Genomic DNA, 24,235 nt, shown 5'->3' on the forward strand with positions numbered 1-24,235 from the left:
CTTAGCTTTCCTCAGTGGCAACCAGCATGTAGCCAAACCCGCGAACCGTGCGAATGCGCGACTTGCCGACTTTGTCGCGCAAATTATGTATATGCACTTCCAGAGTGTTGGTCGAGGGTTCGTTATCCCAGTTGTAGATATCGTTATAAAGAATTTCCCGGTGCACCGGACTGCCTGCCTTGAGCATCAACCGTGAGAGCAACGCGTACTCCTTAGGCGTCAGGGTCAGTTCCTGTCCATCCCTCCATGCCTGATGGCGGCCTATATTGAGCGTCAGATTGCCAACCGTCAGTTCACTTTCACCCTGGTTATTATGGCGGCGCAGCAGCGCGCGGATGCGGGCGTGCAGCTCCTCCAGGGCGAAGGGTTTAACCAGATAATCATCTGCGCCGACATCCAGCCCGGTAATGCGGTCATTGAGCGTATCGCGGGCGGTCAGAATGAGTACCGGCAGGGTATATTTTTTCTGTCGGATTCGCGTCAGGAAATGCAGGCCATCCTCATCGGGCAGCCCTAAATCCAGCACCATCAGACTGTAATGACCAGACTCCAGACTATGCTCGGCGGCACGCGCTGTCGAAACGCCATCACACGCATAGCCTTCGGTTTGCGCGGCGAGTATTAACCCCTGTAATAATAGCGTGTCGTCTTCAACAATCAGTATCTTCATTCGCTTAGTCTCCTGCACGGTTGCAGAATATCATCTGCGGCCTGGTAATACGTCGTTTGTACGCCGGTTAATCCCAGCATGGTTGAGAAAAGATTGTCCTGTGAATAATCCAGCGTGCTCGCCCGTTTTTGCAGGCAGGCCTGATCCACCTGATAACGCTGTTGATAATCTTTAGAAAGCCAAATGAGCATCGGGACATGTTTTTGCGTATCCGGCGCAATGGAATACGGCAAACCGTGTAAATAAACGCCATTTTCACCCAATGATTCGCCGTGATCGGAAAGATAGACCAGGCTGGTGGTGAATTTATCCTGATGAGATTTCAGCAGGTTAATGGCTTTATCTACAATATAGTCCACGTACAGCACGGTATTATCATAGGTGTTGATCAACTGCTCTTGGGAACAGTTCTGAATTTCGTTAGTGTCACAGGTTGGGGTAAATTTTTTAAACTGCGGTGGATAACGGTTGTAATAGGTTGGGCCGTGGCTGCCGATGGTATGTAATACAATAACGCCATCGCCTTTCAAATGGTCGATATAGTCTTCCAGACCGTGAAATAACACTTCATCGTAGCACTCGCCGTCGATACATTGTCCGGGCAGGTTTAGCTCGGTGACATTTTGATGCGGAACGCGATCGCATGCGCCTTTACAGCCGCCGTCATTATCATTCCACAGTACGTTAATCCCCGCGCGCTGGATAATATCCAGCAGCCCTTCCTGGTGATGCGCCAGCTCTTCGTCATAATGTTTGCGCGGCATATCAGAAAACATGCAGGGAACGGAGATCGCGGTCGCCGTACCGCAAGAGGTGGTATGCGGGAAGTAGATCACATCGTCTTTCGCCAGCCGCGGATTGGTGTCGCGCGGATAGCCGCCAAGAGAGAAATCATCGCCGCGCGAGGTTTCGCCAACGATGAGAATCGTCAGGTTTTTGCGATCGCCTTTCAGCATTAATGGATTGCGATGGGCATCCTCGCCAATGCGTACCAGCGGCAAATTCGCCAGCCGTTGATGTGAATACCATGACCAACTGGCGACAATACTGTTCGATGGGCTTAATGCTTTGATCAACTGTTTATTATTTCGAAATAACGAGGCGTAATCTTTATAGAAAAAGGCGGCGACCAGAATAACTAATAAAATAGAGATCAGGACGCTGGCCAGGCGGTAAAGCCCGCTACGTAAGCGCGGCGTCGCCGGACGGATTTTGACCCAGAAGGCAATCACGGCTGCCAGAACGCCGCTTAATCCCAGCGTCAGCACCATTTGCGGCGTCATCAGCGCAAAGGTTTCCGCGGGCGTGGTATCCATCATATTGGCGATCATGGAGCGATCGATGATGATGCCGTAAGTCAAAATAAAATACTGCGCGGCAGCGCCGACCAGAATAAAAACGCAGGCCAGCAGTCGGTTTAGCCAAATAAATGAGGCCAGCGTCAGCACACTATTGACCACGCTAAACGCGACGACCGGCATGGAAATAAACACCAGCACATTGCGCAGCGAGTTTAACGGTAGGTCTTGTAGTACCTGCTTGTAGAACGCAATGTTCAGGCAGACGGCAATATAAAAGGAAAAAAGCAGAAGCCAGGCGATTTGCCCAAGAACAGGTCTTTTAAGAAAGCGCTTTAACATGTTGATGCGTCCATCGATTCGGTGACGCTAATCGTGACAAAGTAAAATTAAGTGAACCTTAAGAACTTAATGTTGGTGGCGGCCGGATAACCTGCGCTATCCGGCCTGTTGCGATAACATTAACTACACGTGGTCAATCCTGTTTAACCGGCGCATCCAGCGGATACGGGTTTTTGTGAATGCGGTTGTAGTTCAACGCATACAGCGCGGTGATCACCATCAACGTGACGAACGACCACATCACTTCTTTGGCGCCGGAACCGATGACCGCCCAGATGCAATACACAAACGCGACGAAGGTAATCAGCAGATACAGCGGGCGCGCTTTACCAAAGTGACCGTGGCCCAACAGTAACAGCGCGGCACAGGTGTAAAGATAAGGCACCAGGGTGAAGATAACCGACACGGAGGAGACCAGACCAAACTCTTTCGCGGCGTTCGGCGACATACTGCTGAACTGGAAGATAGTCATCAGCACGCCGACGATAAGCAACCCAGCCACTGGCGTACCGGCTTTATTAACCCGTGCGAAGATTGGCGGGAAGAGACCATCGTCCGCCGCCGCTTTTGCGGTTTGACCGGCAAGCAGCGTCCAGCCGCCGAGAGAGCCCAGGCAACCTGCTGCCGCACAGAAGGAAACAATAGCCCCTGCGGTATCGCCCAGCGCCATACGCGCCGCGTCACCGAAAGGCGATGCCGACACGCGCAGCGCCGCGTTGGGGATCATCCCCATAATCGCCGTTGTGGAGAGCACATAGCAGACGGCGGCGATCAGTACCCCGCCGATGGTGGCGATAGGCACATTGCGTTTCGGGTTTTTGACCACACCGGCCGCAACGGAGGCACTTTCTACCCCGATGAATGACCACAGCGTAACGTTCAACGTGCTTTGAATCGCGCCGAAGGTATTCATGCCGCTCACGTTCCAGGCCGCCATATAGGTTTCGCCTTTAAACCAGAACCAGCCGAAGACCGCAATCCCTACGATAGGCACCAGCGCCAGTACGGTGGCGACGGCCTGTACGCGGGTAATCATTTTCGGCCCGACGATGTTCAGCAGCACAAAAATCCACAGCACCGCGACGCAGGTAAGCGTTAATACCAGTGGATCTTTCAGAATTGGGAAGAAATAGCTCAGATAGCCGACGCCGATAACGACCATCGCGATATTACCGATCCAGCATGCCAGCCAGTACAGCACGTTCGTTTGATAGCCCAAAAACGGCCCGAAGCAGCGGCGTGCGTAGGCATAGGAACCGCCGGGACTGGGATCTAAGGACGACATTTTGGCATAAACCATCGACAGCGCCAGGGCGCCGATGATAGTGACCAGCCATCCGTAGATTGCAATCCCGCCAGTGGCCGCCAGGTTAGCAGGGAGTAAGAATACCCCTGAACCCATAATATTCCCCGATACCATTAAGGTGACGGGGATTAGGCCCACTTTGTGAGCATCAGCATCCGAAGACATAATTTGGACTCCTGAAAAGGTGACTTCGTTACGATAAATTACGTCGTATCATACCCCCTCAGAATGCCGCTGAATTATGTCGGAGACGGGTTATCGCCAATGCTGCTATTATCGTGTCTTATCGTTGAGTGTAGAAAAATTAGGCAGCCGATCGTTCCCGATGTTGGCTAACATAATGCAGGGGGGTCATACCATAAAACTCTTTAAACACGGAAATAAAGTACGATGTGCTGTTATACCCACACAGCTGTGAGACTTGAGAGATATTCTTTCCGTCCATTAATAATTGGTTTACGGCATAACGCATTCGGCAGGTCGTGATTATTTGGCTATAACTGGTATTCTCGTTTTTGAGCTTTTTCTTTAACAAGCTTGGACTCAGGCACAGGCAACTGGCAACGGCGCTCAGATTCCAGTCTTTATGAATATCGCTCTGAATGATGTGGTAAACGCTGTCACTGATGCGGCTGCGCAGCATGTGCATTAACAAAGAAATAAATTTTTTGTGGTCAAGAAAGCGGGATAAAACGGTGAAAAGGAGCGCACGGGTACGTTCACTAACAATTTCATCCGGTGCTTCCATCGCGCTGTAGCGGGCGGCGACCCTGAAGATATCCGGCGTCAGACAGTTGGCGGTCAATAAGGGATCGGCGTTGCGTTGCCAGACGGGAAGGTGTGAGAGATCTTTATTCAGGAATTGTAAATAGTCTTTAATATTATTGCGACTCACTTGTATTACTAGCACGCTATTTAATGATGAAATGTCAATAACGTTATTTTCACAAGCCAGAATGGCCATATGATTCGCTTTTAAGCTGATTGGCTCCTTACCATTTACTCGTAACCATGTATCTTTTTCGGTTAATAACACTATGCAAGGTTCGTTGCTGCAAATCCTCATACCCGAACTCCTGGAATATGAACATAAAAGACCGGATCTCGCCAAACGGGAGAGATAACGGGGACTGAGTCAATTGTGTGATGAATTGAAACTGCACTAAAATAACTTTCCTGAATAATATTACAATATTTGTACGATGAATTAGGGTGTACAAAAAGTTGTACGCGAGTGGAAACTTGTCATTTTTGTATAAAAAAAGCGCGGGATGGGGCCCGCGCAAAAAGGTATGACAGTATTATTGTTTTGCAGCAATACTCAGGGAATACATGCCATCCTCAAAAAAAAGACTCTTTGTGATTAGGCTTTCACGCACATAACGTGATATACGCCATCAATAATTTCCGTGCCTTCGGTTTCATGCTCAAAGCCAGGGAAGTGATGATCCCAGGATTGCAGTGAGCGTAAGTAACCCACCTGCGGACTGTTTTCATCGCCAAAGTTTTCGCCGGAGAGCAGCATCGGGATGCCTGGCGGGTAAGGAATAACGGAGTTCGCCGCAATGCGACCCGGTAGATTTTCAATCGCCACCATTTCAATATTGTTGTTCACAATCGCGTTGTAGGCGTCGCGCGGGGTAATCTCCGCAACCGGCAGGGTGGAATAGGCGGCGTTGAGACGGGCGCCCGGGTTATTTTCACGTAGCCAGGCAAACATTTTATCGCCCAGGTCATGAATACCCATGTTCGCGTAAGTGTCAGGATAATCCTGCACCAGTTCCGGCATCACCTGCGCCAGCGGCGTATTCGCGTCGTAATGATGTTTGAAGGAGCACAGCGTGTTGATCAGCGTTCCCCATTTCCCGCGAGTTACCCCCATAGAGAACAGGAACATAATCTGAAAGTCGGTGGTGCGGGTCGGCACGATACCGTGGCGGCCAAGCCATGCTGTGACCAGCGCAGCAGGTACGCCGGATGCTTCCAGTTCGCCATCGTCGCCCATACCCGGCGCCAGGATACTGACTTTAATCGGGTCCAGCATACTCCAGTTATCCGGCAGGTCTTTAAAGCCGTGCCAGGTTTCCCCGGGGCGCATGACCCAGCAGTTCTGGTCAGTGGCTAGCAGTTTTGCCGGCGCGTCGGCGAAGTCATACGTTTTACCGGTTTGTGGATCGGTGACGACGTCCTTATTCCACGGTTTAAAGAACCAGTCGCCTTCATCGGTAAACTCTTTATAAAGACGCGCCATCGCCTGACGGAAATCAACCGCTTCGTCAATCACCTCTTGAGTCAGGGACAGGCCGCTGTTACCGTCCATCATCGATACCGCCACATCGTTGGATGCGCAGATGGCATATAACGGAGAGGTGGTGGCATGCATCATATAGGCCTGGTTGAAGCGGGAGAAATTCACCGCGCCACGGCCTTCACGGACGTGAATGTAGGAAGCTTGTGAAAGCGCATTCAGTAGTTTGTGCGTGGAGTGGGTGGCAAACACGGTCGGACCGTTATGGTCGCCTGGCTCGCCGCGCATCGCGTAGTGATCGCAATAAATCGGGTTGAAGCGCGCATAGCCGTACCATGCTTCGTCGAAGTGAATGCGATCGCTGGTTTTTGCCAGCAGATCCTGCGCCTCTTTGGCGTTATAGCATACGCCGTCATAGGTACAGTTGGTCACTACGCTGTAAGACGGTTTCTGTCCGGCTTTAGTTTTGGTCAGCGGGCTGGCGCTGATTTTTTTCTGCAAGGTTTCAGGCTGCATTTCCTGCGGGTAGATTGGCCCAATAATGCCGTAACGGTTACGGCTTGGCACCATATATACCGGTTTGGCCCCAGTGAGGATCAGCCCCTGCTCGATGGATTTATGGCAGTTACGATCCAGTACAACGACATCATTATCCGTCATACAGGCCTGCATAATAGTACGGTTAGAACCTGAGGTCCCGACAACTACGGACCAGGAGCGGTCAGCACCGAATACGCGGGCGGCGTTTTTCTCGCTTTCGCCAAACGCGCCGGTATGGTCGAGGAGTGAACCGAGCGTGGTACGCTCAATCCCCATATCGCTGCGGAACAGGTTTTCGCCATAATAATCGTGATAAAAGCGACCGGAAGGCGTTTTAGTGAAACCGACGCCGCCCTGGTGTCCCGGCGCCGCCCATGAATATTCATGAATGTCGCTGTATTTCATCAACGCGTTAAACAGCGGCGGTAACAGTTGCTGGCGATACCGGGTCATGGCGGCAACGGCGCGTCCGGCGATAAAGTCAGCGGTGTCTTCCAGAATCCAGGCGAATTCATCGACAAGCTCCAGCAGGTCGCGGTCCAGCGATGCCGTCGCTTTTTCCCTGTCGCCTAACAGGAAAACGGGCACGTTTTGCTGACGCTCGTGAAGCTTACCGATCAATTGCCTGACGCTCAGGTGCTCATCCGGTTGTTCCATTTGGTAGCTAAACATCAGACAGTCAATGGCTTCGTTCGCGGACAAGATGGCATAGCCGTCATCGAAGGATGTCGATTTAATGACGGTAACATTTTGTTGGCTCAAGGCATCTGCCAGACGCTCAACCGCGTTGCCAACCCAGGTGTCCTGATGCAGAAACTCACTTTCAACAATTAATACTTTCATCATCTTTTACCCGGTTGTGGAGGCCGTGCAATTTACGCCTTGCCGACCCGCCGTATGAATGTGACGTGGGCAAGTATTACCCCGTCAAATAGGGGGTGTAAAGTGATGGAATAATGGTCGGTTATTGATATTATTGTTTAATAAACAATGGGTTAATTATTGATATTGAGCGATTTCACCTGCCGTTTATCGACAGGTGAATTATTTTTTTGGCTGATAGTGGTATCCGGCTTTAGCCGGGCATCGTCTGGCGTCGTTGCTGACTTAGCTTGCGGTATTGTTGCGGCGACATACCGACAAATTTGCTAAAAGTACTGTAAAAACGGCTGCTGGATCGGAACCCGGCAGTCAGAGCGACATCGAGGATCGTTTTGTCAGTATCGCTCAATAAGGCACGTACGTGATTGATGCGCATCGCCGTGATGTACTGCTTCATCGTCAATTGCATAACCCGCTGGAATATTCCCATCGCGTAATTAGCATTGAGTTTGACATGCTCCGCGACGTCGTTAATGGTGAGCGCCTGATCGTAGTTATCGGCAATAAATCCCAGCATCTGGCTTACGTAAAACTGCGCATGGCGTGAGACGCTATTCTTGTGGGTGCGTGATGTTTTATTGAGCAAAATGGGTTGCCAGCCGGAAAGGCTAAAGCGTTTAAGCATCAGGCCGATTTCATCGATCGCCAACTGGCGAATTTGCTCATTCGGGCTGCTTGTTTCCTGCTGCCAGCGCAACACTTCAAAGGTGCTAAGCTGCTGGGTCGCCAGTGATTTAACCACCATCCCGTGCGTGACGTGGTTGATAAGATCGCGATCCAGCGGCCAGGAGAGAAACAGGTGCATCGGCAAACTGAAAATCGCCATCTGGCGGCAGTTGCCGGGGCGGGTAAGCTGGTGTGGCGTACAGGCCCAAAACAGGGTGATATGCCCCTGCTTTATCTGCACGACTTCATTGTTGATTAAATACTCCACATCGCCGTCAAACGGAACATTCACTTCTACTTGCCCATGCCAGTGACTGCTGGCCATTCTGTGCGGCGGCCTCAGTTCAACGTCCAGTCGTTGATATTCGGAATAGAGCGACAGCGGGCTACGGGTTTGCTTTTCATCGCCGTTGCACATGTGCGGGTCGGGCGGGAGGAGGGATATTGCTTGCGTACTCATCGTCACTCCATTTCCTGAATTATCAGAATTATGCCCCTTTAGCCGGGAGGAAACCGGGAATCCGGACACAGAATCCGTCGATATTGTAGAGCGTAGCCTGACTATCAGGCCGAATACTCTGCTTTTTACGCCATTTTGTCCCAAAAACTCAGATCTCCCGCGCGCCAGCATACGATCTGAGTTTTCGGGAATGCTCATCGGGGAAGACGGAGGTTTTCACCGGGAACGCGTGCCACCATGAAGGTGTTCACTACTGTTCTGGAGAGTCATGATGACGGCACCCAAAATTACCTTTATCGGCGCAGGTTCTACGATTTTCGTCAAAAATATCCTCGGCGATGTGTTTCACCGCGAGGCGCTAAAGTCAGCGCATGTCGCCCTGATGGATATTGACGAAACCCGGCTGGAAGAGTCGCACATTGTGGTACGGAAACTGATGGACTCAGCGGGCGCTTCTGGCCGGATTACCTGCCATACCAACCAGAAAGCGGCGCTACAGGATGCGGATTTCGTGGTGGTCGCCTTTCAGATTGGCGGCTATGAACCCTGCACCGTGACCGATTTTGAGGTTTGTAAGCGTCATGGCCTGGAACAGACGATCGCCGATACGCTGGGGCCGGGCGGCATCATGCGCGCGCTGCGGACCATCCCGCATCTGTGGCGGATTTGCGAAGACATGACGGAAGTCTGTCCGAAGGCCACCATGCTCAATTACGTCAACCCGATGGCGATGAATACCTGGGCGATGTATGCCCGTTATCCGCATATCAAACAGGTCGGCCTGTGCCATTCGGTACAGGGAACGGCGGAAGAACTGGCGCGCGACCTGAATATCGATCCCACCTCGCTGCGCTACCGCTGCGCCGGCATTAACCACATGGCGTTTTACCTCGAACTGGAGCGCAAAACGGCTGACGGGACTTATGTCAATCTCTATCCTGAATTGCTGGCGGCCTATGACGCCGGACAGGCGCCGAAGCCCAATATTCACGGCAATGAACGCTGCCAGAACATCGTGCGCTATGAGATGTTCAAAAAGTTGGGCTACTTCGTCACTGAGTCATCAGAGCATTTTGCCGAGTACACGCCGTGGTTTATTAAACCGGGACGCGAGGATCTGATTGCGCGCTACAAGGTGCCGCTGGATGAATATCCGAAACGCTGCGTAGAACAACTGGCGAACTGGCATAAAGAGCTGGAGGAGTATAAAACCGCCGAGCGTATCGACATCAAACCGTCCCGCGAGTACGCCAGCACCATTATGAACGCTCTGTGGACCGGCGAGCCGAGCGTGATTTACGGCAATGTGCGTAACGAGGGGCTGATTGATAACCTGCCGCAGGGAAGCTGCGTGGAAGTGGCTTGTCTGGTGGATGCCAACGGCATTCAACCGACGAAGGTGGGGACGATCCCTTCCCATCTGGCGGCGATGATGCAGACCAACATCAACGTGCAAACGCTGTTGACCGAAGCCATCCTCACGGAAAACCGCGATCGCGTGTATCACGCGGCGATGATGGACCCTCATACCGCAGCGGTGCTGGGTATCGAAGAAATCTATGCGTTGGTTGACGATCTGATCGCCGCGCATGGCGACTGGCTTCCGGCCTGGTTACGCCGTTAATCTCCAGCCGCGCTGGACGGCAGATCCGGCGTTTAACCTCTACTAACAGAAGGCGGGCGCTGGTAACAGCGACCCGGTACCCTATGAGCATCTCTCTGACAACAAAGCTGAGTTACGGGTTCGGTGCGTTTGGTAAGGATTTCGCCATCGGCATTGTGTATATGTACCTGATGTATTACTACACCGATGTGGTGGGACTTTCGGTCGGCCTCGTCGGCACCCTCTTTCTGGTCGCGCGAATCTGGGATGCGATAAACGATCCCATCATGGGCTGGATTGTCAACGCCACGCGTTCGCGGTGGGGGAAATTTAAGCCGTGGATATTGATCGGCACCTTAACCAATTCGCTGGTGCTTTTCCTGCTGTTCAGCGCCCATCTTTTTGAGGGAACCGCGCAGGTTGTATTTGTCTGCGTAACCTACATCCTGTGGGGCATGACGTATACCATTATGGATATCCCATTTTGGTCGCTGGTACCGACTATTACGCTTGATAAGCGAGAACGCGAACAACTGGTGCCGTTCCCGCGTTTCTTCGCCAGTCTGGCTGGCTTCGTCACTGCCGGTATAACGCTGCCGTTTGTGAGCTATGTTGGCGGGGCGGATCGTGGGTTCGGCTTTCAGATGTTTACGCTGGTACTGATTGCGTTCTTTATCGCCTCGACTATCGTGACATTACGCAACGTACATGAGGTGTACTCCTCCGACAACGGTGTAACGGCAGGCCGCCCACATCTGACGTTAAAAACGATCGTTGGATTGATATACAAAAACGATCAGCTCTCTTGCCTGTTGGGAATGGCGCTGGCGTATAACATTGCCTCCAATATTATCAATGGCTTTGCGATCTACTACTTCACCTATGTGATTGGCGATGCCGATCTTTTTCCCTATTACCTTTCTTACGCCGGCGCGGCGAATCTGCTGACGCTGATTGTCTTCCCCCGGCTGGTGAAAATGTTATCGCGGCGGATATTGTGGGCGGGCGCCTCCGTGATGCCCGTTCTGAGTTGCGCAGGGCTCTTCGCGATGGCGTTGGCGGATATCCATAATGCCGCTTTAATCGTGGCGGCGGGTATTTTCCTGAATATCGGGACCGCGCTCTTTTGGGTGCTTCAGGTGATCATGGTGGCGGATACGGTCGATTATGGGGAATTTAAGCTCAATATTCGCTGCGAGAGTATCGCTTATTCCGTACAGACGATGGTTGTGAAGGGCGGCTCGGCGTTTGCGGCGTTCTTTATCGCTCTGGTGCTGGGGCTGATTGGCTACACGCCGAACGTGGCGCAGTCTGCGCAAACCCTGCAGGGGATGCAGTTTATTATGATTGTCCTGCCGGTACTGTTTTTCATGATGACGTTGGTTCTCTACTTCCGCTACTACCGTTTGAACGGCGATATGCTGCGCAAGATTCAGATCCACCTGCTGGATAAATACCGGAAAACGCCGCCATTCGTCGAACAGCCGGATAGCCCGGCGATTTCTGTGGTAGCGACCAGCGATGTAAAAGCGTGAGCATGGTCTCTCGTGCAGGCCGGATAAGCCGGATAAGCGTAGCGCCATCCGGCAATTAACCGATAACGCGGCCCGGGAGAACGCCGGGCCTGCCAGGTTATTTCGCGCAGTTAGCGCACTGTTTGCTGACAATCTGCTGGAAGAAATCGTTGCCTTTGTCATCCACCAGGATAAAGGCCGGGAAATCTTCTACTTCAATTTTCCAGATAGCTTCCATGCCGAGTTCCGGATACTCGACGCACTCCAGATGCTTAATGCTCTGCTGTGCCAGTACCGCCGCCGGGCCGCCGATACTGCCCAAATAAAAGCCGCCATGTTTTTTACAGGCATCCGTGACCTGCTGACTACGGTTGCCTTTCGCCAGCATGATCATACTGCCGCCGTGGGATTGCAGCAGATCGACATAAGAGTCCATTCGGCCTGCGGTGGTGGGGCCTAATGAGCCAGATGGATAACCTGCCGGGGTTTTTGCCGGACCTGCGTAATAGATGGGATGGTCTTTAATATACTGCGGCAGGTCTTCGCCGGATTCAATACGCTCTTTTAGCTTCGCGTGGGCGATATCGCGACCTACGATAATGGTGCCCGTCAGCGACAGACGAGTCGAGACCGGGTACTGCGATAGCTGGGCGAGGATCTCTTTCATCGGACGGTTGAGATCGACTTTCACCGCGTCGCCTTCGCCCGCCTGACGCAGCGCTGGCGGAATATACTGGCCCGGATTGTGTTCCAGTTTTTCGATCCAGATGCCTTCGCGGTTGATTTTCGCTTTGATGTTACGGTCGGCCGAGCAGGAGACGCCCATCCCCACCGGACAGGAAGCGCCGTGACGCGGCAGGCGAATTACGCGAATATCGTGGGCGAAATATTTCCCGCCGAACTGGGCGCCGAGGCCAAGTTTTTGCGCTTCTTCCAACAGTTCCTGTTCCAGGTGGGGATCGCGGAATGCCTGGCCGTGCTCGTTACCTTCCGCCGGCAGCGCGTCGTAATAGTGGGTGCTGGCGAGCTTAACGGTTTTCAGCGTGCTTTCCGCCGAGGTGCCGCCAATGACAAAGGCGATATGGTATGGCGGACAGGCCGCGGTGCCCAGCGTGCGCATTTTCTCAACGAGGAAGTTTTTCAGCTTGCCTGGGGTGAGCAGCGCTTTGGTCTCCTGATAGAGATACGTTTTGTTTGCTGAACCGCCGCCTTTCGCCACGCAAAGGAACTTGTACTCGTCGCCATCGACGGCATAGAGATCGATTTGCGCTGGCAGGTTGCTGCCGGTATTGACCTCTTTGTACATATTCAGCGGCGCGTTCTGCGAGTAGCGCAGGTTATCTTCGATATAGGTATTAAACACGCCTTTGGAGAGCGCGGCTTCATCACCGCCGCCCGTCCAGACGCGTTGGCCTTTTTTACCCATGATAATCGCCGTGCCGGTATCCTGGCAGGTCGGCAGAATGCCTTTGGCGGCGATCTCGGAGTTTCTCAGGAATTGCAACGCCACATATTTGTCGTTTTCGCTGGCTTCGGGGTCATGGAGAATGGCGGCGACTTGCTGCTGGTGTTCAGGACGGAGCATAAAAGACGCATCATGGAAGGCCTGTTGAGCCAGCAACGTTAACGCCTGCGGCTCAACGTTGAGGATAGATTCTCCATTGAATTCACTGACGCTGACATAATCGGAGGTGAGCAGATAATACTCTGTTTTGTCCTCTCCCATCGGGAAAGGCGCCTGATAGATAAACTCTTTTTTCGACATGTGCTTCCAGCCTAATAGTAAGAAAATGTATTAAGAACCTCATGGGCCAGGCTCTAAGTCGCGCGCCGCGCATAACCGGGCGGCGCGCGCGGCCATTACAGGAATCCGTACATTGCGGCAAAGATCCAGCCAAAGACGCAGGAGACGCTCACGCCAATCAAACCCGGCAGAATGAAGCTGTGGTTAATGACGAAGCGGCCAATACGGGTTGTGCCGGAACGGTCAAACTGAATCGCCGCCAGATCGCTTGGGTAGGTCGGCAGGATATAGTAGCCATAACATGCCGGCGCAGAGGCCACGATATACGCCGGATCGACACCGATAGCCAGCGCGACGGGAACAATCGCCGCCAGCGCCGCTGCCTGGGAGTTAACAAACTTGGAGACCAGCAGCAGAACGATGGCGTAGGCCCACGGATACTCTTTGACCATTTCGCCCAGCACGCCCTGAATTTCCGACATATGCGCGCCGAACATGGTTTCCGCCATCCAGGCGATCCCGTATACCGCGACAATCGCAATCATACCGGAACGAAAAACTTCGTTTTTTGAGATAGACGCAGGATTGGTTTTGGTCAGGATGATAATGAGCGCCCCGGTCAGCAGCATAAACATCTGAATGACCAGCACCATCGACAACGGTTTGCCGCCGAAGGTTGGACGTAAGTCGGAGTCCGCGCCCAGGAGAGCGACCACGGCAATCGCCGCCAGGAAGATCCACATCGCCAGCCAGTTGCTTTTCGGCAGTTTTTTATCCAGCAGCGTCGCGGTATCGCCGTACACGTACTGACGGTTTTCCGGTACGGAAATAAATTTCTGAAACGCTTCGTCTTTATCCAGATCTTTACCGCGGAACCAACTAAAAATACCGATTGCCAGGATACCGAGCAGGGTAGACGGGATGGTGATCGACAGCAGATCGAGGAACTCCAGATGTTTTCCGTCAAATGTCACGTTGCCCAGCATCGCTACCAGAGAAACCACGGCGACGGAAACCGGACTGGCGATGATGCCCATTTGCGCGCCGATAGAACTGGCCGCCATTGGACGTTCCGGACGGATATTATTCTTGATCGCCACGTCATAGATAATCGGCAAAATGGTGTAGACCACGTGGCCTGTCCCACACAGAATCGTCAGGGTACAGGTGACGAACGGCGCCACAATAGAGACGTATTTGGGGTTGCGACGCAGCAGCTTTTCGGCAATCTGCAGCATCACATCCAGCCCGCCTGACGCCTGCAACGTCGCCGACGCGGCGACTACCGCGATAATGACCAGCATTACGTCAACGGGCGGTTTGCCTGGCTGGAGATGGAAAACAAACACCAGAATGACCAGACCGATACCGCCCAACAACCCGAGCGCGATCCCGCCCTTTCGGGCACCATAAAACAGACATATTAATATTATGAGAAGCTGTATACTAAATAACATTTTTATTTATCCTCGCGATAAACCCAGTCAATTTTGATAAATGGATCACAGCCATCTTCTGATTTTTGTGAATGAGCATCAGGAAATGGCGAATATTCAATGCGCCAGTGGCGACGATTAACGATTAAGCTTTTTACAGAGTTGCTTTAAGTAATTATTTTCTTGCGATGGTGATGTTCAGAGGGGAGTACCCTCTGGCGATGGGCAGGTGGAGTCAGCGAGAGCAGTAAATTATGATTTGTCTGTTTTAAAAACAGGCGTTTATTATTTGATTTTTGTGTCTCGCCATCAGGTAAATCACGAGATAAATCGAACAGCATGTGACTTATGTGATCATTGTCACGCCATTTTTTTAAATTATTAGTATGGCGTGTGGAGACGCGTATCTGCTCACCAATATACGTATTGTCCATAGGCGTAGCACAAGCTCCATTGCTACAAACATAATTTTATTTAAGTGTCAGGAAAATTCCGGACAAATCCCTTTTTTAATAAAAATACACACTCTCGGCATGGGATAATACTTAATTAACTTTTGTTAGCGTTTTGAAATTAAAAACAGCGCAGAGCGCTGTAATAATAGAAAATAACGTTAACAGGCCTGGGGTGAGTATATTTGATCTGACACAATTTCCCAGGTTTGTTATTAATGTGATAGCGTTTTTATTGGCATTGTTATAATAAATGTTACCAGGATATAACGCTTCGCGTCGGCTTTATGCGGTATCCTTACTGACAATATTGTTTCAGTAAAGAGTAATGTTCCGGCTGAACGCGGTAGCGGTAAACCGGCCTGCCGGTCACGCCGTAATGAATACTGGTAAACAAGATATGGCAATTTACCAGCCAGATGAGATATTTACGGCAGGAGACGCGTGAGATATTCACTTCGTTGGCCAACTCGTCGGTAGAAAATTCCTGCTCCTGATGCGCATCAATCCACTGGCATAAGGTGCGTAGCGTTTGCTGCGTCAGCCCTTTTGGTAGCCGACGAGGCTCCTGCTCGCTGGATGAATTACCGTGAATGAGCAGGTCAAGCTCAGACTGTTCGTAATACTGGCGTTTTTCCATCGCCGTTTTCTTACGTAGCCAACCGGTCAACGCTTCTTCAAAGCGCGTGGCCTGAAAAGGCTTGATCAGATAATCCACCACGCCGTAGTGAAGCGAATCTTTAATGGTGGCGGCGTCAGCGGCAGAAGAAATGACAATAACGTCGCTTTTGCAGCCTGCGCTGTGCAGGACAGGCAGCAGATCCAATCCGTTTTCCTGCTGCATATAGATATCCAGCAGGATTAGGTCAATGTGATTTTCACTGTTGAAGATAAACTCTTTCGCTTTTTCCAGCGTCGAAGCGGTTCCACAACAATGAAAACCGGAGATTTGCGCGACATAGCGGCGATTTAACTCCGCGACCATCGCATCGTCATCGACAATTAATACATTGATCATAGGCTGGTCCTTTTTCCATCCCAGGGTAACTGTACAAAAAATTGTGTGAAGATCCCAGGCTCGGACTCCACGGAAATTACGCCGCCAAGCGCTTCAACCTGCTGTTTAACCAGCGCTAAACCGACGCCGCGTTCGGCGCCTTTCGACGAGACGCCTTTTTCAAAAATCGCCTCGATGCGCTCAGGTTCGATACCCGGACCGTCATCGCTCACTTCGCAATGCAGCCAGCCATGACGGTAGTGTAACGAGACGCTGATTTCGCCGCCGGATTCCTGGCTCAACGCTTCCAGCGCGTTTTCAATCAAATTACCCAGCGCCGTAATCAGCACCGTAACCTGATCTTCATTGTTATTATCCGGTAACTGGCTGTCGCTGCTTATCACCAGGCTGTGCCCGAAATCAGAGGCGCGGGTAATCTTACTGAGCAAAAAGCCAGCGATAATCGGCGACTTTATTTTACCCAGCAGCAAACCGATCTCTTCCTGATAGTTATTGGCCGTCTTGATAATATACGCTTCAAGCTGCTTATAACTCTTCAGGTGCAATAATCCCAGAATCACATGTAATTTGTTCATGAATTCGTGGGATCGTTCACGGAGCGCATCCGCGTAGTTCACCATCCCGTCCAACCGCTGCATCAGTTGGCGAACTTCTGTTTTATCCCTGAAGGTGGATATCGCGCCGATAATTTCGCCATTGCTGCGCACCGGAACGGTATTCACCAGCAGCAGGCGGCCTTTGACGATGATCTCTTCATCGCGGCGCGGCGTACCGTCACGCAACACTTCGCTAATGTCCACCACCTGCGACCAGGCATGACTCAGGGTGGATAATCTGGCGTCATCCTGCGTTTTTCGATAATCGAGCAGCGCCTGCGCCGCATGGTTAATCAACGTGACTTCGCCGCTATCATCCACGGCGATAACGCCCTCTTTGATTGACTGCAGCATCGCCTGGCGTTGTTCAAACAGGGTTGAGATCTCATAGGGTTCGAGGCCAAACAGGATACGTTTCAGCACCTTGACCAGCGCATACGTGCCTAATAACCCCACCAGAGCGCCGAACAGAATGGACCAGATAATACTGCCGCGGCTATTGTTGATCTGCTGCGTAACGTGACTGAGTTCCAGGCCAATCGCTACCACGCCGATCTGCCGGTGGTGTTCATCATAAACCGGTGTGAAAACGCGCAGCGCTTTGGCAAGAAAGCCGCGATTAATGGCAACGTTTTCCTTTCCCTGCAGCGCGAGCAGAATGTCATCGCCTTTGAACGGTTGGCCGATTCGCTGCGTTTCTGGGTGCGAATAACGGATGCCCTGCATGTTGGTCACCACAATAAACAAAAAGCCATTATGCTGGCTCACCGCTTCGGCGAGCGTCTGAATGCCGCTTTCCGCAGGCGGTTTTTTCAGCCCCTCGCGAACTGCCGGAGAGTCCGCCAGCGAGCGAGCCACCGCCAGCGCTTTATCTGCCAGCGCGTCGCGCGTCATGCTGCTGATTTGCGAAAAATAGATCAGATGGACCACAACGAGCACCGAAAACAAAACGGCGCTGACCATCAGAATGACGGTAGTGCCGAGTTTCATGGGGCGTTTGCGTAACGCCCGGCATGGCAGGGAGTGTTTCATAGTGGACCTGAGCGGACGAATCGTAAGGTTATTATCCCTGATGAGGCGTCTAATTCAAAGGCATAGGCGATGTTGCTCCAGTGTTGAAAAGCCCGTCTTGCCTTGCAGGGCGCGCTACCTGCTCATGTCGTTAATTAATATCGCCGGATACCGTGATGGGTAATTTATTTTCATCAGAATTACATAAAATAATTTTTCATTAATTTTTATAATAACGTATGCGGTATCACATTTTATTTTTACTGACGTTCAGAATGCGTTTGATCACAATCAATCAGCGCTAATATTTAATCTATTATGATTAGTTTTCATTACATATTATTAATAATTATGGAAGCAATGTGAGAAATAAAAAATGGAAATAAAAAAATGGCTGAACACAACCATAACCCGACGTGATGCTATTGTCGCTACTGCAAAAGTAGGGGCGGCGGTGACGCTAAGCCAGGCGATTACGCTGCCTTTTGCTACCACTGCCCAGGCGCAGGATACCCCGATACCGAAGGATGCCAACGGCGAAACCGTCAGGCACAGCGCCTGTCTGGTCAACTGTGGCAGTCGATGCCCGCTTAAGGTTATCGTGAAAAATGATCGCATTGTGCGTATTGAGCCGGAAGACGCGAAAGATGACGCGGTATTCGGCGAGCATCAGATTCGTCCCTGCCTGCGCGGGCGTTCCAGTCGCTGGCGGGTCTATAGCCCGGATCGCATTAAGTATCCGATGAAAAGAGTGGGAAAACGCGGCGAAGGAAAATTTAAACGTATTTCATGGGATGAGGCCACGGCCTTTATTGCGGCGGAATTAACGCGTGTTAGCGAAAAATATGGCCGGGAAGCTATTTATTATAATTATCAATCCGGCGCGTATTATCACACGCAGGGTAGACCCGCCTGGATAAGATTACTAAATCTCACCGGCGGTTATTTAAATTATCACAACACCTATTCCACGGCGCAAATCGCCACCGCCACGCCTTATACCCACGGTGATTATGTCGGTAGCCATTTTACGCAGATCGCGCATTCCGATCTGGTGGTGCTATTTGGCCTGAATCTCTCAGAAACGCGGATGTCCGGCGGCGGCCAGGTTGAAGAGCTGCGCCGGGCGCTGGAGACCTCGAAAGCCCGGGTCATTATTATCGATCCGCGCTATACCGATTCGGTGATTACCGAACACGCCGAATGGCTACCGATTCGCCCAACCACGGACGCCGCGCTAGTCGCCGGCATAGCGCATACGCTGATTACCGAACAGCTTCTCGACGAGGCGCTGGTAAACCGCTATTGCGTCGGCTATGACCGTAGCACCTTGCCGGACACGGCTGCGCCTAACGCCAGCTATAAAGATTATGTTCTTGGCACGGGCGATGACGGTATCGCGAAAACCCCGGAATGGGCGGCGGATATCACCGGTATTCCGGCAACGCGTATTCGCCAACTGGCGCGCGAAATCGCCTCGGCGCGCGCCTGCTATATTTGCCAGGGCTGGGGGCCGCAGCGTCATGCCAACGGCGAACAAACCGTGCGTGCTATTCAGACGCTGCCAGCGTTAACAGGCCACTTCGGGCGGCCCGGCACCAACAATGGCAACTGGCCTTACGGTACGCCGTATGGCGTGCCATTGTTGCCTGTCGGTAAGAATCCGATCACAACCTCTATTCCTTGCTATCTGTGGACGGACGCCATTCAGCATCCGGAGAAAATGACCGCGACGACAATGGGTGTGAAAGGCGCGGACAGGCTAAAAACCGGAATTAAGCTGTTTTTCAACCAGGCCGGTAATACTTTGCTTAATCAGCACGGCGAAACAAACCGCACCCGTCAAATTCTCGCGGATGAATCGCTGTGTGAAACCATTATCGTGATTGAAAACCATATGACGCCCAGCGCGATGTATGCGGATCTGCTGTTGCCGGAGACCAGCTATCTTGAGGCGGAAGACCTGGTGGACAGCTCCTATGCGGCGGGATCGCATAACTACATGATTGCGATTCAGAAAACCGTTAAACCGATGTGGGAAGTGCGCAGCACGTATGACATCTGCGCGGATATCGCCGGGCATCTTGGACTGCGCGAGCAATATACCGAGGGCCGAACTCAGGCGCAGTGGGCGGAGATGCACTATCAGCAGATCCGTGAAAAACGTCCATACCTACCGGAGTGGAGCGTGGCGAAAGAGATGGGTGTGATTGACCAGCGTATCGCTACCGAGCAGCAGAGCCTTGCGTTTGCCGATTTCCGCGCCGACGCCGAGGCTAATCCACTCTCCACGCCGTCGGGCAAAATTGAAATTTACTCCCAGGCGCTGGCGGATCTGGCGCAAACGTGGACTTTGCCAGAAGGCGAGCGAATTCCCGCATTGCCGGAATTTTGTCCGGCGAAAGAGTCGCACCTTAACAAAGCATTGACGGCGAAGTATCCGTTGCAGTTAAGCGGCTTCCATACCAAAGGGCATACCCACTCGACCTACAGCAATGTGCTGATGCTGCATGAGGCGGTGCCGGATGAAGTCTGGATTAACCCGATTGACGCCAGCGCTCGCCAATTGAAGTCCGGCGATCGGGTGCATGTATTCAATGACCGCGGCGTGGTGGAGCTTCCCTGTAAAGTGACCCAGCGCATTTTACCCGGCGTGGCGGCGATGCCGCAGGGCGCGTGGACGCGGCTTGACGGCAACGGCGTTGATGTCGGCGGCTGTATCAATACGCTGACCAGCCACCACCCTTCGCCGCTGGCGAAAGGCAATCCGCAGCATACCAATCTGGTTGAAATTAAACGCGCTTAAGGAGTGATGTACGATGAAACAGTATGGCTTTTATGTTGACTCCTCGCGCTGTTCAGGCTGTAAAACCTGCCAGGTAAGCTGCAAGGATAATAAAGATCTGGATGTCGGTCCGAAACTGCGCCGCGTCTATGAATATGGCGGCGGAAGCTGGGTGAAAGAGGGGGAAAGCTGGCATCACGACACCTTTACCTACTACCTCTCTATTGCTTGTAACCATTGCGATGAGCCGGTATGTGTCTCCGGCTGTCCGACCGGGGCGATGCATAAACGCAAAGAAGATGGTCTGGTCGTGGTGGATGACAGCGTATGCGTCGGCTGTCGTTATTGTGAAATGCGCTGCCCCTACGGCGCGCCGCAGTTTGATACGCAGGCGAACGTGATGCGTAAGTGCGACGGTTGTCTTGACCGACTGGAGAACAATCTGCGCCCTATTTGTGTGGATTCTTGCCCGCAGCGAGCGCTGGATTTCGGCCCTGTCGATGAATTACGGGCAAAATATGGCACGGAGAATCAAATCGCGCCGCTACCTTCGGCGTCGTTCACCCATCCTAACCTCATTATTAAACCGCATCCGAAAGCGAGACCCACGGGCGATACGGAAGGCGCAATCATGAACATTCGGGAGGTGCGCCATGCATGAGTTACCGCTGGTCTTTTTTACGGTCTTTACCCAGAGCGCGGTCGGCGCGTTTATTCTGCTGCTGATTGGCGGCGCAATGGGGCTGGTCGCGCCGCGGCGTAAGGCTATCGGTCTGTTCTCGGTGATGTGCCTGTTTGGGCTGGGCGTCATTGTCGGCACCTTCCACGTCGGGCAACCGCTGCGTGCGCTGAATATGCTGCTGCGCGTCGGACATTCGCCGATGAGTAACGAGATTGTCCTGTCGGCGGCTTTTGCGGCGCTCGGCGGGCTGGGGGCGCTCGGTTTGTTGCTGAACCGGGCGACGCCGCTGTGTAACGCGTTGGTCTGGTTGGCGGCGATAGTCGGAGTAGTCTTCTTATACGCCGTTCCGCAGATTTACCAACTGCCGACGGTGGCGACCTGGCGTTCATCTTACACCACGGCAATGATGATATTGACGCCGTTGATTGGCGGCGGCGCGTTGGCGGCATTGTTTGGCGTGCGCCGTCTGGGGCTACTGGTCAGCGTGTTGGCGATTTTGGTGAGCTTTTGTCTGCGCCCGGGCTATATGGCGACGCTGATGAGCGCCGATAGCGCTCTGACCGCCGCGCAGCATAGCTGGTTTACCGCCCAGGCGATATTGCTGGCGGCGGGCGTGGTCGGGGTGGTGGTCTGCGCGCGCCTGAAATCGAGCGCTGCGGTGCTGGCCATGACGGCTGTGGTGGTTATCGCGGCGGAGTTGGCGGGTAGGATTGCGTTTTACAATCTGTGGACGCTGCCAATGTAGTTTTTTGCCCGGTTTATGCCATGTAAGCCTGATCAGCGTAGCGTCATCAGGCGAAATATTTCAGGAGCTATTGCTATGCTTTCCCGTGCTGTTTTGCCGCGTATCCTCGGCGCACTGTTTTACTACTCCCCTGAGAGGCCGGAGGTGAAAGCGTTGTTCGATTGTTTGCCAACGTTGCCTGAGCTTTACCCCTGGCGCGATCGTGGATCTATTGAATCACTGTGTGCGTCATGGTCGCTACCGGATGATGATGCGCTTACATGGCAATTTTCCGTATTGTTTGAAGGCCAGGGAAAGATGCCCGTCCCGCCCTGGGGATCGGTCTATCTGGAAAAAGATAATTTGCTGATGGGGGAAACCACCGCCGATTATCGAGCTTTTTTACAGTCGCAGGGCATGGTATTCACTGACCGTGAACGCGAGCCGGAAGATCAGTTTGGCCTGATGCTATTGGCCTGTAGCGATCTGCTGGCACGAGGCGACAACGTGGCGGCCAACCGGTTACTGGAGGCGCATCTGCTGCCCTGGGGATTCCGCTATCTGGAATTGCTGCAACGCAATACCGTTAGCGCCTTCTATGCCCGGCTTGCCGTCGTAGCGACCTGTTATCTGCAGGATGTTCAGCAGCAACAGGGACTACAGCCTGAGAATAAGCGGTTGTTTTTCTGAGGTATTGGTCGGGTTTTGATGGCGTGCCGTAATACTTGTGCCGCCATCGTGCCCGCTGTTGCGTCAGCGGGCACAGTTTACTATTACAGCTCCGGCGTCTTTTTGAAACCGGTCAGCATCAGCACCAGGCTCTGTTTTGAGTCCGCTGGCGTGAAGTCGTAGTGATTTCCCTGACGGTCGCCGCCGATATACCAGGATATTTCCGTTTTCCCTTCCGCCAGCGCTTTGCGCACCGCTTTATCGACATCAACCATGCGATACTCATGTGAATGGTCCAGATATAACACGGCATCGGAACGGTAGTTGATCGCCGGTTTATTGTTCCAGGACACGGTACTGACGTGCCAGTCACTGCTGGTCGGGTAAAAGAAAATTTGATCGGCGCCGTTCGCTTCCGTTTTGCCGCCAAAAAGGCGAATACGGTATTTGAATAGCGAAGCGTCCATATTGGCAGGCAGGGGCGGGATCTTAAATTTCACCAGCGTGAGCGTTTCCGGGTGCTGCGTGCGTCCGCCATTTGTCCAGTCATCCTGTACGTACAAGGTATCGACGCTGGCATGAGGCTTGTCGTCTTCGCTGCTTACCCAGGTATTTTCTTCCGCTTTACTGTAGGCGTAAGGAACCGTAGTGCCGCAATCCAGTCCCTGGTTCATACACAGATCCGTCATAAACTGCGCGCCATCTTCCGTCCAGCCATTCATAAAATCGGCATGGGCGGTATAAAGACTTCCCCAGCGCTCTTCCCGGGTTTCGCCATGCATTACCGGGTCCATCGACAATTCCACTTTGGACGTATCCAGCGAGGAGATCTGCGGGAGTACCCAGGCGATGTTCATATTCACCGTTGGGATTTTGACCGGATAGTCTGCGGAACATTTCCCGTGGTCGGCATAGATAGCGTTATTGTGGCTATGGGTTGGTTTCAGGTTGACGCCATCCCAACAGTTGGGGAAAGCGATCCCGATATTAAACTGGACGGCATCGCCCGCTTTACGCAGGCCGCATATTTCGCCTACCTTGTTGGTGTAACCTTTGCCGTTGGCACATAAAAAGGTGATTGCGGAACTGGGGCCAGTACCGTGATGATCGCCTGCCAGTAACTCCAGCCCGGCCGGGAATGGATGGAGCGGATATTGCGCTACATTTGTGGATTGATAATAGGTCTTTTGGTAGGCCGGATTTACGATTTCACCATCAGGTAATTTCATGGACGGCGCCCAGTAAGCGGAGCTGTCGGCTTTATTATCACAGGTGGTATCGGGTTGCGCGCGCAACGTCTGGTAGGTAGAGACCGCATCGGTGTGGGTGTTGCCAAAAAAGTCATGCCACATCGCCTGATTCGCTTTACCAAACATCATAATCGCGTCATCGCCCAGCGTGTGGTGATAGCCGCACACGACATGCGCCTGAGGACCGGCATGGGCCGGGAATGCGCCAGCGGCAACGAGCGTAGCCAGGCTGACGGTAATAAGGTTGAGTTTCATTTTTTTGCTGCCCGGTTGAATAGAAGTGGGAGCAGCAATAGCAGATCAAATTGCGGTGTTACATCTCATTAATTATCACTTTTT

At 52.5% G+C, this 24,235-nt stretch carries 18 protein-coding genes and 34 other annotated features; of the genes, 6 read left to right on the plus strand and 12 right to left on the minus strand.

Features of this window, described 5'->3' with window-relative positions:
- Position 1: 1 nt before the first annotated feature.
- The 6 genes from basR to melR form a co-directional block, all read right to left on the minus strand.
- The gene (gene basR, locus STM4292) for a response regulator in two-component regulatory system with BasS (protein ID NP_463157.1) occupies positions 2-685 on the minus strand. Within the gene, positions 2-670 belong to an annotated coding region; the region does not span the whole gene.
- Positions 667-2,324 (minus strand): putative integral membrane protein gene (gene yjdB, locus STM4293; protein ID NP_463158.1). Within the gene, positions 667-2,310 belong to an annotated coding region; the region does not span the whole gene. The genes basR and yjdB overlap by 19 nt, the downstream gene beginning before the upstream one ends.
- Positions 680-685, minus strand: a ribosome-binding site (putative RBS for basR; RegulonDB:STMS1H004188). It overlaps the preceding gene by 6 nt.
- Positions 2,319-2,324 (minus strand) — a ribosome-binding site (putative RBS for yjdB; RegulonDB:STMS1H004189). Its footprint lies within the gene yjdB.
- A 119-nt stretch (positions 2,325-2,443) precedes the next feature.
- Positions 2,444-3,795 (minus strand): putative APC family putrescine/ornithine transport protein gene (gene yjdE, locus STM4294; protein NP_463159.1). Within the gene, positions 2,444-3,781 belong to an annotated coding region; the region does not span the whole gene.
- Positions 3,790-3,795, minus strand: a ribosome-binding site (putative RBS for yjdE; RegulonDB:STMS1H004190). It overlaps the preceding gene by 6 nt.
- A 125-nt stretch (positions 3,796-3,920) precedes the next feature.
- Positions 3,921-4,695 (minus strand): transcriptional activator of adiA gene (gene adiY / locus STM4295; RefSeq protein NP_463160.1). Within the gene, positions 3,921-4,682 belong to an annotated coding region; the region does not span the whole gene.
- Positions 4,690-4,695 (minus strand) — a ribosome-binding site (putative RBS for adiY; RegulonDB:STMS1H004191). (Overlaps the previous gene by 6 nt.)
- A gap of 284 nt (positions 4,696-4,979) precedes the next feature.
- The gene (gene adi, locus STM4296) for an arginine decarboxylase (RefSeq protein NP_463161.1) occupies positions 4,980-7,261 on the minus strand. Within the gene, positions 4,980-7,250 belong to an annotated coding region; the region does not span the whole gene.
- Positions 7,256-7,261 (minus strand) — a ribosome-binding site (putative RBS for adi; RegulonDB:STMS1H004192). It overlaps the preceding gene by 6 nt.
- 218 nt (positions 7,262-7,479) lie before the next feature.
- Positions 7,480-8,474 (minus strand): regulator of melibiose operon gene (melR, locus tag STM4297; protein ID NP_463162.1). Within the gene, positions 7,480-8,412 belong to an annotated coding region; the region does not span the whole gene.
- Positions 8,363-8,503: a protein binding site (putative binding site for MelR, RegulonDB: STMS1H000280), on the minus strand. Its footprint overlaps the gene before it by 112 nt.
- Positions 8,364-8,504: a protein binding site (putative binding site for MelR, RegulonDB: STMS1H000282), on the plus strand. It overlaps the preceding feature by 140 nt.
- Positions 8,424-8,429 (minus strand) — a ribosome-binding site (putative RBS for melR; RegulonDB:STMS1H004193). (Overlaps the previous feature by 6 nt.)
- Positions 8,447-8,455 (minus strand) — a -10 signal (putative -10_signal for melR; RegulonDB:STMLTH004665).
- Positions 8,463-8,483, minus strand: a protein binding site (putative binding site for CRP, RegulonDB: STMS1H000083).
- Positions 8,466-8,474 (minus strand) — a -35 signal (putative -35_signal for melR; RegulonDB:STMLTH004665). (Overlaps the previous feature by 9 nt.)
- A 13-nt stretch (positions 8,505-8,517) precedes the next feature.
- Positions 8,518-8,539: a protein binding site (putative binding site for MelR, RegulonDB: STMS1H000281), on the minus strand.
- Positions 8,519-8,540: a protein binding site (putative binding site for MelR, RegulonDB: STMS1H000283), on the plus strand. (Overlaps the previous feature by 21 nt.)
- A gap of 8 nt (positions 8,541-8,548) precedes the next feature.
- Positions 8,549-8,557, plus strand: a -35 signal (putative -35_signal for melA; RegulonDB:STMLTH004666).
- Here melR and melA point away from each other — a divergent pair.
- Positions 8,549-10,036 (plus strand): alpha-galactosidase gene (gene melA, locus STM4298; RefSeq protein ID NP_463163.1). Within the gene, positions 8,681-10,036 belong to an annotated coding region; the region does not span the whole gene. (Overlaps the previous feature by 9 nt.)
- Positions 8,576-8,584, plus strand: a -10 signal (putative -10_signal for melA; RegulonDB:STMLTH004666). It overlaps the preceding gene by 9 nt.
- Positions 8,587-8,607, plus strand: a protein binding site (putative binding site for MelR, RegulonDB: STMS1H000278).
- Positions 8,607-8,625: a protein binding site (putative binding site for MelR, RegulonDB: STMS1H000279), on the plus strand. It overlaps the preceding feature by 1 nt.
- Positions 8,671-8,676: a ribosome-binding site (putative RBS for melA; RegulonDB:STMS1H004194), on the plus strand.
- Before the next feature lie 73 nt (positions 10,037-10,109).
- Positions 10,110-10,115 (plus strand) — a ribosome-binding site (putative RBS for melB; RegulonDB:STMS1H004195).
- Positions 10,110-11,550, plus strand: a protein-coding gene (gene melB / locus STM4299) for a GPH family melibiose permease II (RefSeq protein ID NP_463164.1). Within the gene, positions 10,120-11,550 belong to an annotated coding region; the region does not span the whole gene. Its footprint overlaps the feature before it by 6 nt.
- Positions 11,551-11,647: 97 nt before the next feature.
- Here melB and fumB read toward each other — a convergent pair.
- From fumB to dcuS, 5 genes are all read right to left on the minus strand, one after another.
- Positions 11,648-13,334, minus strand: a protein-coding gene (fumB, locus tag STM4300) for a fumarase B (protein ID NP_463165.1). Within the gene, positions 11,648-13,294 belong to an annotated coding region; the region does not span the whole gene.
- Positions 13,299-13,304, minus strand: a ribosome-binding site (putative RBS for fumB; RegulonDB:STMS1H004196). It overlaps the preceding gene by 6 nt.
- Positions 13,310-13,318 (minus strand) — a -10 signal (putative -10_signal for fumB; RegulonDB:STMLTH004667).
- Positions 13,326-13,334: a -35 signal (putative -35_signal for fumB; RegulonDB:STMLTH004667), on the minus strand.
- Positions 13,335-13,389: 55 nt before the next feature.
- Positions 13,390-14,744, minus strand: a protein-coding gene (gene dcuB, locus STM4301) for a Dcu family anaerobic C4-dicarboxylate transporter (protein NP_463166.1). Within the gene, positions 13,390-14,730 belong to an annotated coding region; the region does not span the whole gene.
- Positions 13,410-13,419, minus strand: a protein binding site (putative binding site for FNR, RegulonDB: STMS1H000164). It overlaps the preceding gene by 10 nt.
- Positions 13,525-13,534, minus strand: a protein binding site (putative binding site for FNR, RegulonDB: STMS1H000161).
- Positions 13,587-13,596: a protein binding site (putative binding site for FNR, RegulonDB: STMS1H000160), on the minus strand.
- Positions 14,739-14,744 (minus strand) — a ribosome-binding site (putative RBS for dcuB; RegulonDB:STMS1H004197).
- A 132-nt stretch (positions 14,745-14,876) precedes the next feature.
- Positions 14,877-15,149, minus strand: a protein-coding gene (locus STM4302) for a putative cytoplasmic protein (protein NP_463167.1). Within the gene, positions 14,877-15,143 belong to an annotated coding region; the region does not span the whole gene.
- Positions 15,144-15,149: a ribosome-binding site (putative RBS for STM4302; RegulonDB:STMS1H004198), on the minus strand. It overlaps the preceding gene by 6 nt.
- A 310-nt stretch (positions 15,150-15,459) precedes the next feature.
- The gene (gene dcuR, locus STM4303) for a response regulator in two-component regulatory system with DcuS (RefSeq protein NP_463168.1) occupies positions 15,460-16,191 on the minus strand. Within the gene, positions 15,460-16,179 belong to an annotated coding region; the region does not span the whole gene.
- The gene (gene dcuS / locus STM4304) for a sensory histidine kinase in two-component retgulatory system with DcuR (protein NP_463169.1) occupies positions 16,176-17,817 on the minus strand. Within the gene, positions 16,176-17,807 belong to an annotated coding region; the region does not span the whole gene. The genes dcuR and dcuS overlap by 16 nt, the downstream gene beginning before the upstream one ends.
- Positions 16,186-16,191: a ribosome-binding site (putative RBS for dcuR; RegulonDB:STMS1H004199), on the minus strand. It overlaps the preceding gene by 6 nt.
- Positions 17,812-17,817 (minus strand) — a ribosome-binding site (putative RBS for dcuS; RegulonDB:STMS1H004200). (Lies within the gene dcuS.)
- 418 nt (positions 17,818-18,235) lie before the next feature.
- Positions 18,236-18,241, plus strand: a ribosome-binding site (putative RBS for STM4305; RegulonDB:STMS1H004201).
- Here dcuS and STM4305 point away from each other — a divergent pair.
- From STM4305 to STM4308, 4 genes are all read left to right on the plus strand, one after another.
- The gene (locus tag STM4305; RefSeq protein NP_463170.3) for a putative anaerobic dimethyl sulfoxide reductase, subunit A occupies positions 18,236-20,592 on the plus strand. Within the gene, positions 18,241-20,592 belong to an annotated coding region; the region does not span the whole gene. It overlaps the preceding feature by 6 nt.
- Positions 20,593-20,598: 6 nt before the next feature.
- Positions 20,599-20,604, plus strand: a ribosome-binding site (putative RBS for STM4306; RegulonDB:STMS1H004202).
- The gene (locus tag STM4306) for a putative anaerobic dimethyl sulfoxide reductase, subunit B (protein NP_463171.1) occupies positions 20,599-21,232 on the plus strand. Within the gene, positions 20,606-21,232 belong to an annotated coding region; the region does not span the whole gene. Its footprint overlaps the feature before it by 6 nt.
- Positions 21,218-21,223: a ribosome-binding site (putative RBS for STM4307; RegulonDB:STMS1H004203), on the plus strand. It overlaps the preceding gene by 6 nt.
- Positions 21,218-21,998, plus strand: a protein-coding gene (locus tag STM4307; protein NP_463172.1) for a putative anaerobic dimethyl sulfoxide reductase, subunit C. Within the gene, positions 21,225-21,998 belong to an annotated coding region; the region does not span the whole gene. The genes STM4306 and STM4307 overlap by 15 nt, the downstream gene beginning before the upstream one ends.
- Before the next feature lie 10 nt (positions 21,999-22,008).
- Positions 22,009-22,014 (plus strand) — a ribosome-binding site (putative RBS for STM4308; RegulonDB:STMS1H004204).
- Positions 22,009-22,667, plus strand: a protein-coding gene (locus STM4308; RefSeq protein NP_463173.1) for a putative component of anaerobic dehydrogenases. Within the gene, positions 22,014-22,667 belong to an annotated coding region; the region does not span the whole gene. It overlaps the preceding feature by 6 nt.
- A gap of 83 nt (positions 22,668-22,750) precedes the next feature.
- Here STM4308 and STM4309 read toward each other — a convergent pair.
- Positions 22,751-24,155, minus strand: a protein-coding gene (locus STM4309; protein NP_463174.1) for a putative periplasmic or exported protein. Within the gene, positions 22,751-24,151 belong to an annotated coding region; the region does not span the whole gene.
- Positions 24,150-24,155 (minus strand) — a ribosome-binding site (putative RBS for STM4309; RegulonDB:STMS1H004205). Its footprint overlaps the gene before it by 6 nt.
- Positions 24,156-24,235: the final 80 nt, after the last annotated feature.

This window comes from Salmonella enterica subsp. enterica serovar Typhimurium str. LT2 (assembly GCF_000006945.2).
Lineage (GTDB): Bacteria > Pseudomonadota > Gammaproteobacteria > Enterobacterales > Enterobacteriaceae > Salmonella > Salmonella enterica.

Excerpts from the sequence above, each read along its gene's own strand:
- basR (NP_463157.1), bottom strand. The coding sequence starts at position 670 with ATGAAGATACTGATTGTTGAAGACGACACGCTATTATTACAGGGGTTA.
- yjdB (NP_463158.1), bottom strand. The coding sequence starts at position 2,310 with ATGTTAAAGCGCTTTCTTAAAAGACCTGTTCTTGGGCAAATCGCCTGG.
- yjdE (NP_463159.1), bottom strand. The coding sequence starts at position 3,781 with ATGTCTTCGGATGCTGATGCTCACAAAGTGGGCCTAATCCCCGTCACC.
- adiY (NP_463160.1), bottom strand. The coding sequence starts at position 4,682 with ATGAGGATTTGCAGCAACGAACCTTGCATAGTGTTATTAACCGAAAAA.
- adi (NP_463161.1), bottom strand. The coding sequence starts at position 7,250 with ATGATGAAAGTATTAATTGTTGAAAGTGAGTTTCTGCATCAGGACACC.
- melR (NP_463162.1), bottom strand. The coding sequence starts at position 8,412 with ATGAGTACGCAAGCAATATCCCTCCTCCCGCCCGACCCGCACATGTGC.
- melA (NP_463163.1), top strand. The coding sequence starts at position 8,681 with ATGATGACGGCACCCAAAATTACCTTTATCGGCGCAGGTTCTACGATT.
- melB (NP_463164.1), top strand. The coding sequence starts at position 10,120 with ATGAGCATCTCTCTGACAACAAAGCTGAGTTACGGGTTCGGTGCGTTT.
- fumB (NP_463165.1), bottom strand. The coding sequence starts at position 13,294 with ATGTCGAAAAAAGAGTTTATCTATCAGGCGCCTTTCCCGATGGGAGAG.
- dcuB (NP_463166.1), bottom strand. The coding sequence starts at position 14,730 with ATGTTATTTAGTATACAGCTTCTCATAATATTAATATGTCTGTTTTAT.
- STM4302 (NP_463167.1), bottom strand. The coding sequence starts at position 15,143 with ATGGACAATACGTATATTGGTGAGCAGATACGCGTCTCCACACGCCAT.
- dcuR (NP_463168.1), bottom strand. The coding sequence starts at position 16,179 with ATGATCAATGTATTAATTGTCGATGACGATGCGATGGTCGCGGAGTTA.
- dcuS (NP_463169.1), bottom strand. The coding sequence starts at position 17,807 with ATGAAACACTCCCTGCCATGCCGGGCGTTACGCAAACGCCCCATGAAA.
- STM4306 (NP_463171.1), top strand. The coding sequence starts at position 20,606 with ATGAAACAGTATGGCTTTTATGTTGACTCCTCGCGCTGTTCAGGCTGT.
- STM4307 (NP_463172.1), top strand. The coding sequence starts at position 21,225 with ATGCATGAGTTACCGCTGGTCTTTTTTACGGTCTTTACCCAGAGCGCG.
- STM4308 (NP_463173.1), top strand. The coding sequence starts at position 22,014 with ATGCCATGTAAGCCTGATCAGCGTAGCGTCATCAGGCGAAATATTTCA.
- STM4309 (NP_463174.1), bottom strand. The coding sequence starts at position 24,151 with ATGAAACTCAACCTTATTACCGTCAGCCTGGCTACGCTCGTTGCCGCT.